The following is a 13240-nucleotide window of genomic DNA, read 5'->3' on the forward strand; positions in this document are numbered from 1 at the left end:
AGCGCCTCCCAGCCGTCACCCAGCAGCAGATCCTAGGATGGGTTCATGCTTTTTGGTGATCTTGCTCCGTTCGTGCGGCCGATGAGCCGGTGGTTGGCTACCGCCGGTTGGTTCTGCACGCTCGCCGGGCTTGCCGCCGGGTTGATAGTGGCGGTGGGAACAGGTGTGAGTCTCTCCCCTGCAATGCAGGCAATCCAGACAGTCAGCCTCGTGGCGACTGCGGCTGCCGCGGTTCTCATCGGAACCGCTGCCGCCACCCAGCCCGTCGCCGACCGCGACGACGACGCCCCCGAGCCCTGGTTCTACCCGGCAGCCGCGGCGCAGGTCCGCAGTTTCCTTCTCGGAGCGATCGTCCTGCTCCTGGGCTTGGTCGGTTTCGCCACAGCCGGGCTGTTCATGCCCAGCGGGCCGTCCCCGCAGAGCATCGCGTTCAGCCAAATCTTCCTGCTGGGCGCAGTCAGCTGCGGGCTCACGTTCCTGCTCCTCAACAAGGTCCTGCCGATCGCGGAGCGGCGCACGCGCTAAGTTCGCGTCAGGCACGTTCGCCGAGGGGCGACATCTCGGCCGAATCACACACCCAAAGCCCCGAGAGCTAACCCCTCGCCAGGCATGAGAAGCGGTAGAGACGCACGCGCTGCGTTTGGCTAGAGGTTTACGCCGATCAGCAAGGGTTCCGGGTGCAGTTCAATGCCAAAACGCTCGACGACGCCGGCACGCACCTCACGCGCGATGGCCGCCATGTCCGCGGCCGAGGCTGATCCCCGGTTGGTGATGGCGAGCGTGTGCTTGGTGGAGAGGGATGCCCGGCCGCCGGAAACGCTGGTCTCTTCCAAGCCGAAACCTTTAGCGAACCCAGCTTGGTCAATGAGCCAGGCAGCGGAAAGCTTCACCAGTCCGTCCGTGCCGGCAGGGTACCGGGGTGCATTTTCCGGCAGGTCCGCTGCGAGCTCCGCGGGCACCAGCGGGTTGGTAAAGAAGGACCCGGTGGAGTAGGTGTCTCGATCTGCCGCGTCCAGGACCATTCCCTTTGACGCCCGGAGCCGGAGGACTTCCCGGCGGACATCATTGGAGTAGGCCCGCTTTCCAGCCTCCACGCCCAGGACACGGGCCAGCTCGGCGTAACGGATAGGCGCACTCATCCGGCCCAGCGGCAACTGAAACTCGACCGTCAGGACCACGTATCTGGGCGAGCCCTCAACGGTGGTCTGCTTCAGGATCGAATCGCGATAGCCGAACTTGAGCTCGGAGTTGGTGAAGGTCTGCACTGCGTTGCGCTCCCGGTCCCACGTCCGCACAGCCGCAATGGTCTGTGAAACGTCTGCGCCGTAGGCTCCAACATTCTGCACAGGAGTGGCACCCGTGGCACCTGGAATCCCGGACAGCGCCTCCAGGCCGGACCACGCGTGCAGCACAGAGTGTTCCACCAGCGCGTCCCAGTTATGGCCCGCCTGAACCACCACAGACACTCCCCCACAGCTGTCCTCGGAGTTCACCGTGAATCCCTCGGAAGCGATCTTCAGGACGGTTCCGGGGTAGCCTTCGTCTGAAACCAGGAGGTTGGAGCCACCGCCGATGATCAGGATTTTTTCGCCTGCAGCGTCGGCAGACCTGACGGCATCGATAATCCCGGCCTCGGTGCGGGCCTCAACATAGTTGCCCGCGGGGCCGCCGACGGCAGCAGTGGTCAGTTCAGAAAGCAGCGTTTGGGTCACCAATCAAGCCTAACGGGCTTCCTGGGGGTGCACGGACTTCGCCGCCTTTTGGCCAGCCAAGGGTGCCAGGAAGAAGCTGACCACCAGCAATACCAAGGGCGCCAGCAGGGAATGCAGGATGCCGAAGTGTTCAGCCAGGAGACCCAGCAGCGGAGGACCGCAGAGGAAAGCTCCATAGCCGATAGTGGAGACCACCGACACACGGGCTGCTGCGTGAACCGGGTCATCGGCAGCTGCTGACATTCCCACAGGGAACCCGAGAGAGGCGCCAAGGCCCCAGACCGCCAGCGCCACGAACGCGAGCCACGGAACCGGGGAAAATACGAAAAGTGACAGACCCACGACGGCGGTGGCAGAGCACCAGCGCATCACCACCACACGTCCAAAACGGTCCAGGATGACTGTGCCTGCGAAACGGCCAATGGTCATGAACGTCACGAAGAGCCCATAGCCCACAGCGCCCGCGGCATCGGACTGCCCGTAGCCATCGGCCAGTGCCAGAGCCACCCAGTCCCCCGCGGCTCCTTCGGCCAAGGCCAGGCCGAGGACCAGGACGCCGATCAGCAGAGTTCGGCGGTCACGCCAGGCAAGAGCTACGAGCCGCTTGTTGTCCAGCGGAGCGGCAGTCTTGCGGGCGTCGGGCTGAGCGCCGACCGGCTCGCCACCAAGCGGCTGAGCACCGATCGGCTCGCCGGAGATGATGGGCAGCGGGCCGGTGGAGGGATCCTGGAAAGTGTCGGTTTCTTCAGGGTGGTACGTCTGCGTGGCTGCAGCGGTCCTTTCCGCACGGAACCAGAAAGTCGCAGCGACCACCGAGGACGTCACCACCAGACCCGAGGCCAGGAAATGCCAGAACACCGGCATGTGGATGGCAGCTGCCCAGGCGCCAAAACCCGCAGCCGCCACGGTTCCGAGGCTGAAGGCTCCGTGCAGGTGCGGCATGATGTGCCGCTGCAACTCACGTTCCAGGGAGGCCCCTTCCACGTTGGATGCTGTATTCCAACTGGCCGTACCCAAACCCAGAATCACCAGGCCCGTTGCCACCACCAGTGGACTGGCGGCGATAGAGGTGCCAATACCCACGGTGATAAGACCTGCACCCACCATGCTGCTGCCGATCCTCGTGGTCAGCTTGGGGCCGAGCCGCAGCACAATCAGTCCGGAGGCCGAAATTGAAATGAACGACGCCACGGTCATGCACATGAGCAAGAGGCCGATGCCACCCGGCGTGAGATTCAGTCCATCGCGAATGGCGGGGAGTCGGGAAACCCACGTGGCGAAGGCGATGCCACTGGCAGCGTATGAGGCAAGAACAGCGGCACGCCACCGCGACAATTCAGTCGGAGTGGCGCGCCGTTTGCTGCGATGTTCAGTGGTGTTCGGTCGGTTCAAGAGACCTTCACAACCGCCTGCGACTTCATGAGGACCTTCTGTCCACCCGCCACGACGGTGAGGTCGACGCGCGCAGTGCGGGCATCGGCGTCGAGCGCTCCCACCACTCCGGTGACGTCAATAACAGCGCCGGCTTGATCGGTGCCTGTGGTGTCAGTGACGAGGACGGGCTTGGTAAAGCGGGTCTGGTAGTCGACGACGGCGGCAGGGTCGCCGGCCCAGTCGCTCACCAGTTGCACTGCCGCACCCATGGTGAACATGCCGTGCGCAATGACGCCCGGCAGTTCCACGGAGGTTGCGAATGCTTCGTTCCAGTGGATCGGGTTGAAGTCGCCCGAGGCCCCTGCGTATTTGACCAGGTCCTGGCGGGTGACCTCAATCCTGCGCGTGCCGATTTCCTGGCCGACCGTCAGTTCTTCGAATGTAGGGCTCATGGTTACTGTCCCTCTCCGCGGACCAGGATGGACGAGGTGGTGGTGGCCACCTTTTCGCCGGCTTCAGTGGAAATCTCTGAACGGGTAGTGATCATGGCTCCCCCGCCCATGGCGCGAACACCGTCGACGTGCAACTCGGCCACGAGGCGGTCGCCGGCAACGATGGCACGGTGGTGCGTGAACCGCTGGTCGGCGTGGACCACCCGGGAGAAGTCGATGCCCGACTCCGGGTCCTGGACCAGTTGGGCGTCAGCACGCTGGGCGACGATGATGGCAAACGTTGGCGGTGCAACGAGGTCGCTGTGGCCCAGGGCCTTCGCTGCCTCAACATCAAAATGCGCGGGGTTGCTGGCTTTCACAGCCTTGGCGAACTCGCGGATCTTCTCACGGCCGACGTCGTATACCTCTGCGGCAGGGTAGCTGCGGCCCTGCAGGTCCGGATTGATACTCATGCTCCAACCCTATCGGCCCCGGGAGTCCATACGCAGCGCGTTGCCGAGGTGAAGACGTTACTTCTTGTAGCTCTTGCGGATCTTCTGGCCCCGAACCACCAGGCCTGCAACATGGAGCAGCAGCCCAACGCCAATGACGGGCAGGGAAGCAAGGGCCAAACCTTGGTTCCCGGACGTGTTCCCCACGATGGACAGGACGAGCCCGACGGCGATCAACCCCATGGCGCTGAAAACCAGCACTTTGTAGGACGTGGAGGCCGTGGCCCAAAATTGTTCTAGCACCGTTCAAGTCTACCGGCGCGTGATTGCAGGGCTTGCCGGGAAGCCGCCCCTCGATCGGGCCCCGGAAGGTTAGAAGAGCGAGTCCTGCAGCGCGGGGATGTGCGTGGTGTGGGGGCCGAACTCGATTTTGCGGCCCTTCAACGCACCCAGATCCGCCACGAAGCTGCCCTCAATGTCGTTGCCCGAAGCGTCGGGGAGCCCGGCCAAGGCGACCGCCCCTGAGAGTGAGTGGATCCGCAGGCCATGCCCGCCGGCGTCGAACGTTGCCGGATAAGGGTGGCGCAGGCCGCCCTGGGTGCGGACGGTGCACAGGGTGTCGGCCAAGGCCGGACGCTCCCACTCTTCCTCCACCACCGAGTAGCCAGTCATGGCAAGGCCGCCCAACAGCTCGCGCACACTGCTGGCGTGCTGGCGGTTCAAGGATGAAAGCTCGACGGCGGCCCGCGGCTCCACGAGACCGGCCACCTTGGCGGCGGACCGGACTTGCTGGACGAGACCGAGTTCGCGGGTCACCAGATCTTCCAGCAGGCGGACAACGCGCCCGTCCTCGGCGTGCGCCACATAGGAAGCATGTACGGCACCTTGCTCGGCAAGCCGGTTCCACTTGCGCTGCGCGGAGGCCGTGCCAATTTTCGTGGCGCCGTTGGCGAAGGTAGCCACGTAGAGCCAGTGCGGCTGCATGAGGTAGGCCCGGAGCCCGGTTGGTACCGAACCGCCGCGGTGAAAATCGTGCATGAGCCGGGAGTCGTCCCGCGCAAAGCAGGCCCCGCATTGCTTGCCCCGCTCGGCCGGGGAACTGCCGGGACACGGAACATGCGTGCGATCCCCGGGCCCGTGGACCTTCGTGTGGCCAAGGCACCACACACCGGGGATAACGCGCAGGCCCAGGGCTGAGCCCTGGGCCAACGCAACATCAGTGAACTCCGTGTCCGGCGAGAACACCCTCAAAGCCGGGGACGAAGAGTCCCAGACAACTCCGTGGACCAGCATGCTTACAGGGAAGGCTGGACTCCGAAAGCGACGGCGAGCTTCATGATCTTCTCAGCGCGGCCCAAACGCGGGAGGTCGGAACCATCGCGGATCACGCGGCCGTTGGCTTCGAAATCGTTCATGAAGTCCGTAGCCCAGGCAACGTCCGACGGCGTGGGGCTGATGACCTCGTTGATCACGGTGGTCTGATCGATGGCCAGGCAGAGCTTGCCGGTCATGCCCATGGTCACGGTGATGCCCGTCTGCTCGCGCAGGATGGGGTGGTTGGTGCCGACGGTGGGGCCGTCGATGGGACCCGGCAGGTTACCAACACGGCTGGCGACAACGAGCTTGGCACGCGGGTAGGCCATGGCCTCCGGGGTTGCAGCCATGCCCGTATCGCGGCGGAAGTCGCCCGAACCAAAGGCCAGGCGGAAGGCACCCTGGGCGCGTGCGATGTGGTTGGCTTCCTCGATGCCGAGGGCAGACTCCACCAAGGCAACCACGGGGGTCTTGCCGTCCATGCGGTGGTAGGACTCAGTGACCTGGTCAGCGGATTCGGTCTTAGCCAGCATCACGCCGAGCAGGCCGGGCGTCCCGCGCAGGCCAGCGAGGTCATCGGCCCAGAACTTGCTGGTGGCGTCATTGATACGGACCCAGGCCTTGCCGCCTGCGGTCAGCCAGTTCACCACGTTCTCGCGCGCTGCGTCCTTCTGCGAAGGGTCCACGGCGTCTTCGATGTCCAAGATGATGGCGTCAGCGCGCGAACCCGCAGATTCATCAAAAAGCTCCGTTTTCATGGCGTTCACAAGGAGCCAGGAACGGGCGATGTCGGCGGGAATGGTGCGGGTAGGCCGAATGGACTCGGCGGCGATGCTAGACGTCATGTATCTACCGTATCCGCCCCGCGGGCCGCAGGGCGAAGAAATCCGCCCGCTTGTGAGGATCAATACGAACTAAACGCCATATGACTGTGGGGTCCAACAGTATGAACGTCCGACGGCGGTACCCGCCAGTCACATCCAGCCCGCCTGACGCCGTTGTTCACAAGGCTCAACGATGCGTCTTGTGTCCCCCGATTGCCGGGAATTGCCCAGGATTTCGTCCCGTGTCGGGCTGTTTCGCAACGTTTCCAGGGGTTACCCGGTCGCTTCCCACCCGCCGTCCACATGCGCTTTCATCGTTCCCAAGCCGTTGCACACGTACTGATGCAGCCCGGCCACCCAACACATCACAATCCATTGAAAGTAGCTCCCATGAAACTGCATCTGCCCCTCCTGAGCGTCGCGGCCGCCGTCGTACTAGCGCTGACGGTGTCCGGCTGCGGCGGTGCAGCCGAAGCTGGACAAGCCAACCAGGCCGGAAACGAGGTCAAGGAACTCCGGTACCAAGGCTCAGCAAACAACGTGACCTTTCCCGAGCTTGCGGCGGACCTGGGTTACCTGGGCGACCTGAAGCTGAACTGGGTGGGCAACACCACCAGCGGCCCTCAGGACATTCAGTCGGCAGCGACCAACCAGACCGACTTTGGCGGCGCGTTCTCCGGAGCGGTGGTCAAGCTCATTGAAGCCGGCGCACCCGTCAAGGCAGTGACCAACTACTACGGCTCCGACGAGAAAACCTTCAGCGGGTACTACGTCAAAGCGGACAGCACCATCAAGGAACCGCGAGACCTGATCGGCAAGAAAATCGCCGTCAACACGCTGGGCGCACACCACGAAGCCGTCATCAACACCTGGCTGACCAAGAACGGACTCAGCCAGGACCAGATCAAACAGGTTCAGCTGGTCCCGCTCGCACCGAACGATACCGAAGAAGCCATCCGACGCGGACAGGTGGACGCGGGAACGCTCGGCGGTGTCCTGCAGGACAGGGCCATCGAAGCAGGCGGACTGCGTTCCCTGTTCAGCGATGTGGAGTTGTTCGGAACGTTTGCGGGCGGCCAAATTGTGCTCCGCAACGAGTTCATTGAAAAGAACCCCACCACCACCCGCACTTTCACCACGGGCGTTGCCAAAGCCATCGAATGGGCAGCGGAAACTCCCCGCGACGAAGTCATTGCCCGCTTCACCAAGATCATCGAAAGCCGCGGACGCAATGAGAGCACCGCAAACCTGAAGTTCTGGAAGAGCCCGGGAGTCCCGGAGGCAGGCGTGATCAAGGACGAAGACTTCACCCGCTGGGAGGCATGGCTCAGCTCCGCCGGCATCGTCAAGGACAAGCTCACGCCGTCCAAGTACTACACCAACGACCACAACGAGCTCGCTGCAGCAAAGAAGGGATAGCCATGACAGCCAAAATCAGTCTCCGGAACGTCACCAAAGAATTCACGGTACGGGCCACCAAGGACACGGCCGCTACCCGGCTGACGGCCATCGATTCGCTGAGCCTTGATGTCCGTGACGGCGAGTTCCTCACCCTGGTGGGTCCCAGCGGTTCCGGAAAGACCACGCTCCTGGACCTCCTGGCCGGACTCTCCACGCCCACCTCCGGCGAGGTATTGGTGGACGGCAAACCCGTCACCGGTCCGGGCAAGGACCGCGCAGTGGTGTTCCAGCAGTACGCGCTGTTCCCATGGCGGACGGCCTCTGCCAACGTATCGATCGGGCTTGAAGGAGTGGGCCCCGACGGCAGGAAATTGAACCGCCGCGAACGGGCAGCCAAAGCAAAGGAATACCTGGCCCTGGTGGGGCTTGCCGGTTTCGAGGACCGCTACCCGCATGAACTCTCCGGCGGAATGAAGCAGCGCGTGGCCATCGCCCGGAGCCTGGCGTACGAGCCCGATGTGTTGCTGATGGATGAACCGTTCGCTGCGTTGGACGCCCAGACCCGCGAGCAGTTGCAGGACGAACTCCTCCGGATCTGGAAAGCCACGGGCAAAACAATCGTCTTCATCACCCACGGGATTGACGAGGCCGTGTACCTCGGCGAGCGCGTCGCAGTGCTGAGCGCGCGCCCTGGCCGGCTCAAGGAAATCGTGGACATTAGTATCCCTGACCGCGAGGGCGACGAAGATATCCGTTCCAACGCTGCCTTCGTGGAGCACCGCCACCAGGTGTGGACGCTCCTGCACGATGAAGTCCGTCGCGCCCAGGACGCCGGGCACCGCAAGATCCTCCCGGACGGCAGCGCACCCGACGAGCCTGCAACCACCATCACTGAAAGGAGCGCGGCCTGATGACCACCACGCTTACCCAAACCGAAGCCGCACCCAAGGCGGGCAGCCCGGCTGACCCGGGTGCCGCCGTCGAGCCGGCGCTCAGTGCGGAAAGCCCACCGGCGCTTAGTGCGGAGAGCACGACGCCGGCACCGGGGAAAGTGCGGCGGGTTGCCTCAGCCGCGGGTTCAGTGGTGTGGAAGTCCGCAGCCATCCTGGCGTTTCTGGCGCTGTGGGAGCTTGGGCCGACGTACTTGGCCAGCCCCTCCACCCGCGTCTTCCTGCCGCCGCTGCACGAAGTGCTCCTGGCATGGGGGAAGCTTTTCGAAGCAGGCACCATCCAGGGCCACATCACAGCCAGCCTCACCCGCTCGGTGGCCGGCTTCGGTGCGGCGCTGGTGGCAGGTGTCTCGCTGGGCTTGCTCATCGCCTGGTATGGGCGGTTGAACTCGGTCCTGAATCCGTTGCTGGAACTGTTCCGCAATACGGCTGCCCTTGCCTTGCTGCCGGTGTTCACCCTGCTGCTGGGCATCGGAGAGGAATCCAAGATCAGCATTGTGGCCTACGCCGCGTTCTTCCCGGTGCTGCTGAACACCATCGCCGGCGTGAAGACCGTGGACCCCCTGCTGATCAGGGCTGCGCGTTCGTTGGGTCTCAACAGCTTCCGGCTGTTCCAGAAGGTCATCCTGCCCTCGGCCGTTCCCACCATCTTTACGGGCATTCGCATGGCCGGAACTGCGTCCATCCTGGTGCTGATTGCCGCCGAAATGGTCGGTGCCAAGGCAGGTCTGGGCTACCTGATCGTGAACGCGCAAAGCAGCTTCCTCATCCCGGACATGTACGCGGGCATCCTCACAGTGTCCTTGCTGGGGCTCGGCGTGAACTTCCTGCTGGTAGCCCTTGAACGGCACTTCTCCCGCTGGCGGACCGCCGTTGGCGCCGCTGCTTCCTGACCCACCTCCGCGGCATCCGCCGCAACCATCACAACAAGTAAGGAAACCGAATCATGACCGTCATTACCGAAACCAAACTCGAGTTCGCCAAGCTCGGCTCCCGCATCGGCGCCGAAATCCGTGGACTGGACATCAGCGGCGACCTCAGCGAGGACACTGTGGCCCAGATCAGGGCGGCACTGAACGAACACAAAGCACTGGTGTTCCGTGAGGCCAACATCCTCAGCGACGAAGCGCAGGTGAAGTTCGCCTCGCATTTCGGCCCGTTGACAAAGGCACACCCGACCGTTGCCTCGGTGGAGGGTGAGGAGAACGTGTTGCCCGTGGACAGCGAAAACGGCTCGGCCAACAACTGGCACACGGACGTCACGTTTGTGGTCAACCCGCCGCAGGCATCCACACTGCGCAGCATCGACCTTCCTGCCTACGGCGGCGAGACGCTGATTGCTTCCTCGGCCGGTGCGTACAAGGACCTCCCGGAGGAGCTTCGCAACTTCGCGGATACCCTGTGGGCCATCCACACCAACGACTACGACTACTCGGTGCCCAAGAACCTGGAGCACAGCAATGCCGAGGAACGCCGCAAGGAGTTCACCCGCCTGAAGTTCGAAACCGCCCACCCTGTGGTGCGGGTCCACCCCTTGACCGGCGAGCGCGGATTGTTCATTGGGGGCTTCGCGCAGCGGCTTCGGATTGTGGGCTTGTCCAACACCGAATCGAAGGACATCATCCGCCTGCTGCAGGCGTACGTGACGCGTCCGGAGAATGTGGTCCGCGTGAACTGGGAACCTAACCAGGTGGTCCTGTTCGATAACCGCATCACCCAGCACTATGCCCCGGACAACTACGACGGCCAGCCGCGCAAGCTCAACCGCGTGACCATTGCCGGTGACATCCCCGTGGGCGTTGACGGCAAGGCCAGTCAAGCGATCCAGGGTGATTCCACTACGTATTCGGTGGTAGCCCCCATCAGTAACGCGTCGTAGGCGCACCCCATGTGTTGCTGTCCGCACCCAACTGAGTCGCAGTTCAGGTCGTTCTGAGCGTTCAAAACGACCTCAACTGCGACTCAGTTGGGGTTAAAACCGGGGTCAGGGGATGTTGCTTCCCCGCGCTGCCACCCACAATCCGTACCATTCGGCACGGGACATCGCGGCAGCCACGGAGGCGGCATCGGCGCAGGCCTTGATGCGCTTGCCGTTAGTGGTTCCAATCACCGGGGAGATCTTGGCCGGATGCTTCATGAGCCACCCCAGCAGTACTGATTCCGGCGTGGTGCCCTTCTCCCCCGCCAATTTTTCAAGCATGCCCGCCGTTGCCGACTCGGCCGGCGACAAGTCTGCAGACCTCGCCCCCGTATAGCGTCCCTGGGCCAGGGAACCGTACGCCTGCAGTTCAATTCCCTTGGCCATGCAATGCTCCAGGGTCCCGTGCGGGAAGCTGTACTCCAGCCCCTCTGCATGGTTGACCAGCACAGTACTTTCCAGCCAGTCCCGCCGCAGGAGGCTCATTTCCAACTGGTTCGCCACGATGGGTGCCTCCAGCTGGTGCTGAAGGTATTCGATCTGCGCAGCAGACATGTTGGATACACCCAGCTGCCGTACTTTGCCTTCAGACATCAACTGCCCGACGGCGTCCGCCACCTCGCGCGGGTCCATCAACGGATCGGGCCGGTGCAGGAGCAACACGTCCAGGTAGTCCGTTTGGAGTCGTTTCAGGCTTTGGTTGACCCGTTCAAGGATGGCTTCGCGGCTGAGGTCGTAATGAGTGTCCAGTCCGCGCTCGCCCAGCCTGATACCGCATTTGCTTTGCAGCTGTATCTTTTCGCGCAGGCCTTGCGAACGGGCGAGGACTTCGCCAAACACTGCCTCCGACTTTCCACTGCGGTAAATGTCCGCATGGTCGAACAGCTCAATGCCGACGTTTTGTGCGGCATCAATCACCGCGGCTGCCTGATCGATCTCTGCAGCACCGTAGGACGTGCCGTCCCACGGCCCGCCGAGGCCCATACATCCGTAGACGAGGCGTCCCCGCCCGTTCGTAATATTCATCATGTAGTTTTACCCGCTGCCTTTAGGCGTCGCGGACAACCCATGCAGTGGTGTCGGCCGGGAGCTTGCCGTTGTCCAGCGGACCGCTGGACACTACGACATCGCCGTCAGGAAGCTCAACGGGATCGCTGCCGAAGTTGGTGACCGTGTGCCAGCCACCGGGACGGCTGAAGTGCAGCACGTCCTGGTTGCCGGTCTCAACCCATTCGAGTTCCTCATCGGTTTGGAGTTCGCTACGCAGACGGAGGGCTGTCCGGTAAAGCTCCAGGGTGGAACCTTCCACGCCCTCTTGCTTGGACACCGCATAGTCCTTGAACCACTCCGGCTGTGGCAGGTGGGCCCCACCAGCACCAAAGCCGAAGGAAGAGCCATCTGCGGTCCACGGCAGCGGCACGCGGCAACCGTCGCGGCCGATCTCGACGCCAGGGTTGCGGAAGAAGGACGGGTCCTGACGCTCGGCGTCGGGAATTTCCGACACTTCCCGCAAACCCAGCTCTTCACCTTGATAGAGGTAAGCCGAGCCGGGCAGCGCGAGCAGCAGGAGCGTTGCGGCGCGGGCACGACGCAAGCCGAGTTCGACGTCGAGCTCTTCAGCCGGCGCGCCGGCCAGCAGCCAACCCTTGCCGTCCTGGCCCTTGGTGCCGCCGGTGACATCCTGGGCAGCGTTGGTTCCCTGCGCTACCGAGCCACCCTTGGGCAGGCCGTAGCGGGTGGCGTGGCGGACGACGTCGTGGTTGGAGAAGACCCACGTGGACGACGCGCCGGACTCCTTGGCAGCGACCAGGTTGTCCGCGATGATTTTCTTGAAGGACGCGGCGTCGAAATCGGACTGCAGAAGATCGAAGTTGAACGCCTGGCCCAGTCCTTCCGGGCTGGCGTAACGGGCGCGACGGGTCTCGTGGACCCACGCCTCTGCCACAGCGGTTCGGGGCGGGTTGTACTCGTTGAAGAGCTTGCGCCACTCTGCGTAGACCTCATGGACCTCGTCACGGTCCCAGAACGGGTGGGACCCATCGGCAAATCCATCGGTGCCGTGGGCTTTGGCCTCGAGGTCCGCCTTCATGGGCAGCGGCTCGGAAAGATCCTTCGCCATGCCATGGGCAACATCGATGCGGAAACCGTCCACGCCGCGGTCCGACCAGAAACGAAGGGTCTTCAGGAAGTCCTCGCGGATCTCCGGATTCTCCCAGTTAAAGTCCGGCTGCTCCTTGGCGAAGATGTGCATGTACCACTGGCCGGGAGTGCCGTCCGGTTCGGTGATGCGGTCCCAGATGGGCCCGCCAAACACTGAGTCCCAGTCCGACGGCGGCAACTCGCCATTCTCTCCCCGCCCGTCCCGGAAGATATAGCGTTCACGTGCGGCAGAGCCCTTGGGCGATGCCAGCGCTTCCTTGAACCACTCGTGGCGGTCCGAGGAGTGATTCGGGACAATGTCCACCACGATTCTGATCCCTGCGGCATGCAGGGCCGCGGCCATCTCATCGAAATCCTCTAGAGTTCCCAGCTTGGGGTCCACATTGCGGTAATCATCAACGTCGTAGCCGCCATCCGCGAGCGCCGAAGGGTAGAACGGACTCAGCCAAACGGCGTCGATCCCCAACTCTTTCAGATACGGGACCTTGGCTGTGACGCCCTTGATGTCTCCGAGTCCGTCGCCGTTCGCGTCGTAGAAGCTGCGCGGGTAGATCTGGTAGACGGCCGCTTGGCGCCACCAATTCGGATCGGACATGCGGTCGGCGCCGGTGCGGTGTGCCTTTGTGGAGAACAACGTGGTTCCTTTTCGTCCGGAGTTCTTGAGATTCTCAATAAAACTACTAAAGCATCATCTGGTGCCGGGC

The 13240-nt window shown here is 63.4% G+C and carries 14 protein-coding genes; 5 read left to right on the plus strand and 9 right to left on the minus strand.

The window, feature by feature from the left end:
• Positions 1-45 precede the first annotated feature (45 nt).
• Positions 46-525, plus strand: coding sequence for a hypothetical protein (locus AR689_RS20875; protein WP_062073243.1), 480 nt, complete (start codon positions 46-48; stop codon positions 523-525).
• A 119-nt stretch (positions 526-644) separates the two neighbouring features.
• On the opposite strand, the gene AR689_RS20880 is transcribed toward AR689_RS20875, so the two are convergent.
• The 7 genes from AR689_RS20880 to AR689_RS20910 all read right to left on the minus strand — a co-directional run bounded on the left by AR689_RS20880 (position 645) and on the right by AR689_RS20910 (position 6128).
• Positions 645-1712: a UDP-N-acetylmuramate dehydrogenase gene (locus AR689_RS20880; RefSeq protein WP_062073245.1), complete on the minus strand. Its 1068-nt coding sequence runs from the start codon at positions 1710-1712 to the stop codon at positions 645-647.
• A 9-nt stretch (positions 1713-1721) separates the two neighbouring features.
• Positions 1722-3104: an MFS transporter gene (locus tag AR689_RS20885; protein ID WP_062073247.1), complete on the minus strand. Its 1383-nt coding sequence runs from the start codon at positions 3102-3104 to the stop codon at positions 1722-1724.
• Positions 3101-3538, minus strand: a complete 438-nt coding sequence (locus AR689_RS20890; protein WP_062073249.1) for a MaoC family dehydratase — start codon at positions 3536-3538, stop codon at positions 3101-3103. The genes AR689_RS20885 and AR689_RS20890 overlap by 4 nt, the downstream gene beginning before the upstream one ends.
• A 2-nt stretch (positions 3539-3540) precedes the next feature.
• Entirely contained in the window at positions 3541-3990 is a 450-nt protein-coding gene (locus AR689_RS20895; RefSeq protein ID WP_024817634.1) for an FAS1-like dehydratase domain-containing protein, read from the minus strand.
• Between the two features lie 57 nt (positions 3991-4047).
• The gene (locus AR689_RS20900; RefSeq protein ID WP_062073251.1) at positions 4048-4272 is read right to left on the minus strand and encodes a DUF3188 domain-containing protein; all 225 of its coding nucleotides are present in this window, start codon (positions 4270-4272) and stop codon (positions 4048-4050) included.
• A 69-nt stretch (positions 4273-4341) separates the two neighbouring features.
• A complete protein-coding gene (locus AR689_RS20905; RefSeq protein WP_062073253.1) occupies positions 4342-5262 on the minus strand; it encodes a DUF2797 domain-containing protein in 921 nt (306 codons plus the stop codon).
• Between the two features lie 2 nt (positions 5263-5264).
• The gene (locus AR689_RS20910) at positions 5265-6128 is read right to left on the minus strand and encodes an HpcH/HpaI aldolase/citrate lyase family protein (RefSeq protein ID WP_062073255.1); all 864 of its coding nucleotides are present in this window, start codon (positions 6126-6128) and stop codon (positions 5265-5267) included.
• A gap of 369 nt (positions 6129-6497) precedes the next feature.
• Between AR689_RS20910 and AR689_RS20915 the strand changes: the two genes are divergently transcribed.
• The 4 genes from AR689_RS20915 to AR689_RS20930 are packed head-to-tail and all read left to right on the plus strand — an operon-like array spanning position 6498 to position 10337.
• Positions 6498-7526 carry an ABC transporter substrate-binding protein gene (locus AR689_RS20915; RefSeq protein WP_062073257.1) on the plus strand — a complete coding sequence of 343 codons (1029 nt, stop codon included), beginning with the start codon at positions 6498-6500 and terminating at the stop codon, positions 7524-7526.
• 2 nt (positions 7527-7528) lie between these two features.
• Positions 7529-8419 (plus strand): ABC transporter ATP-binding protein, encoded by an 891-nt coding sequence (locus AR689_RS20920; protein ID WP_062073259.1) that lies wholly within the window; start codon positions 7529-7531, stop codon positions 8417-8419.
• Positions 8419-9351, plus strand: coding sequence for an ABC transporter permease (locus tag AR689_RS20925; RefSeq protein ID WP_062073261.1), 933 nt, complete (start codon positions 8419-8421; stop codon positions 9349-9351). Before AR689_RS20920 ends, AR689_RS20925 begins: the two co-directional genes overlap by 1 nt.
• A 53-nt stretch (positions 9352-9404) precedes the next feature.
• Complete coding sequence (locus tag AR689_RS20930) at positions 9405-10337, plus strand: TauD/TfdA dioxygenase family protein (protein WP_062073263.1); 933 nt, start codon at positions 9405-9407, stop codon at positions 10335-10337.
• A gap of 105 nt (positions 10338-10442) precedes the next feature.
• Here AR689_RS20930 and AR689_RS20935 read toward each other — a convergent pair whose 3' ends face one another.
• Positions 10443-11402 carry an aldo/keto reductase gene (locus AR689_RS20935; RefSeq protein WP_062073920.1) on the minus strand — a complete coding sequence of 320 codons (960 nt, stop codon included), beginning with the start codon at positions 11400-11402 and terminating at the stop codon, positions 10443-10445.
• 22 nt (positions 11403-11424) lie between these two features.
• Positions 11425-13131 (minus strand): glycoside hydrolase family 13 protein, encoded by a 1707-nt coding sequence (locus AR689_RS20940; protein WP_062073921.1) that lies wholly within the window; start codon positions 13129-13131, stop codon positions 11425-11427.
• Between the last annotated feature and the right edge of the window lie 109 nt (positions 13132-13240).

This window comes from Arthrobacter sp. EpRS71 (genome assembly GCF_001512285.1).
In the GTDB taxonomy this organism is placed as follows: domain Bacteria; phylum Actinomycetota; class Actinomycetes; order Actinomycetales; family Micrococcaceae; genus Arthrobacter.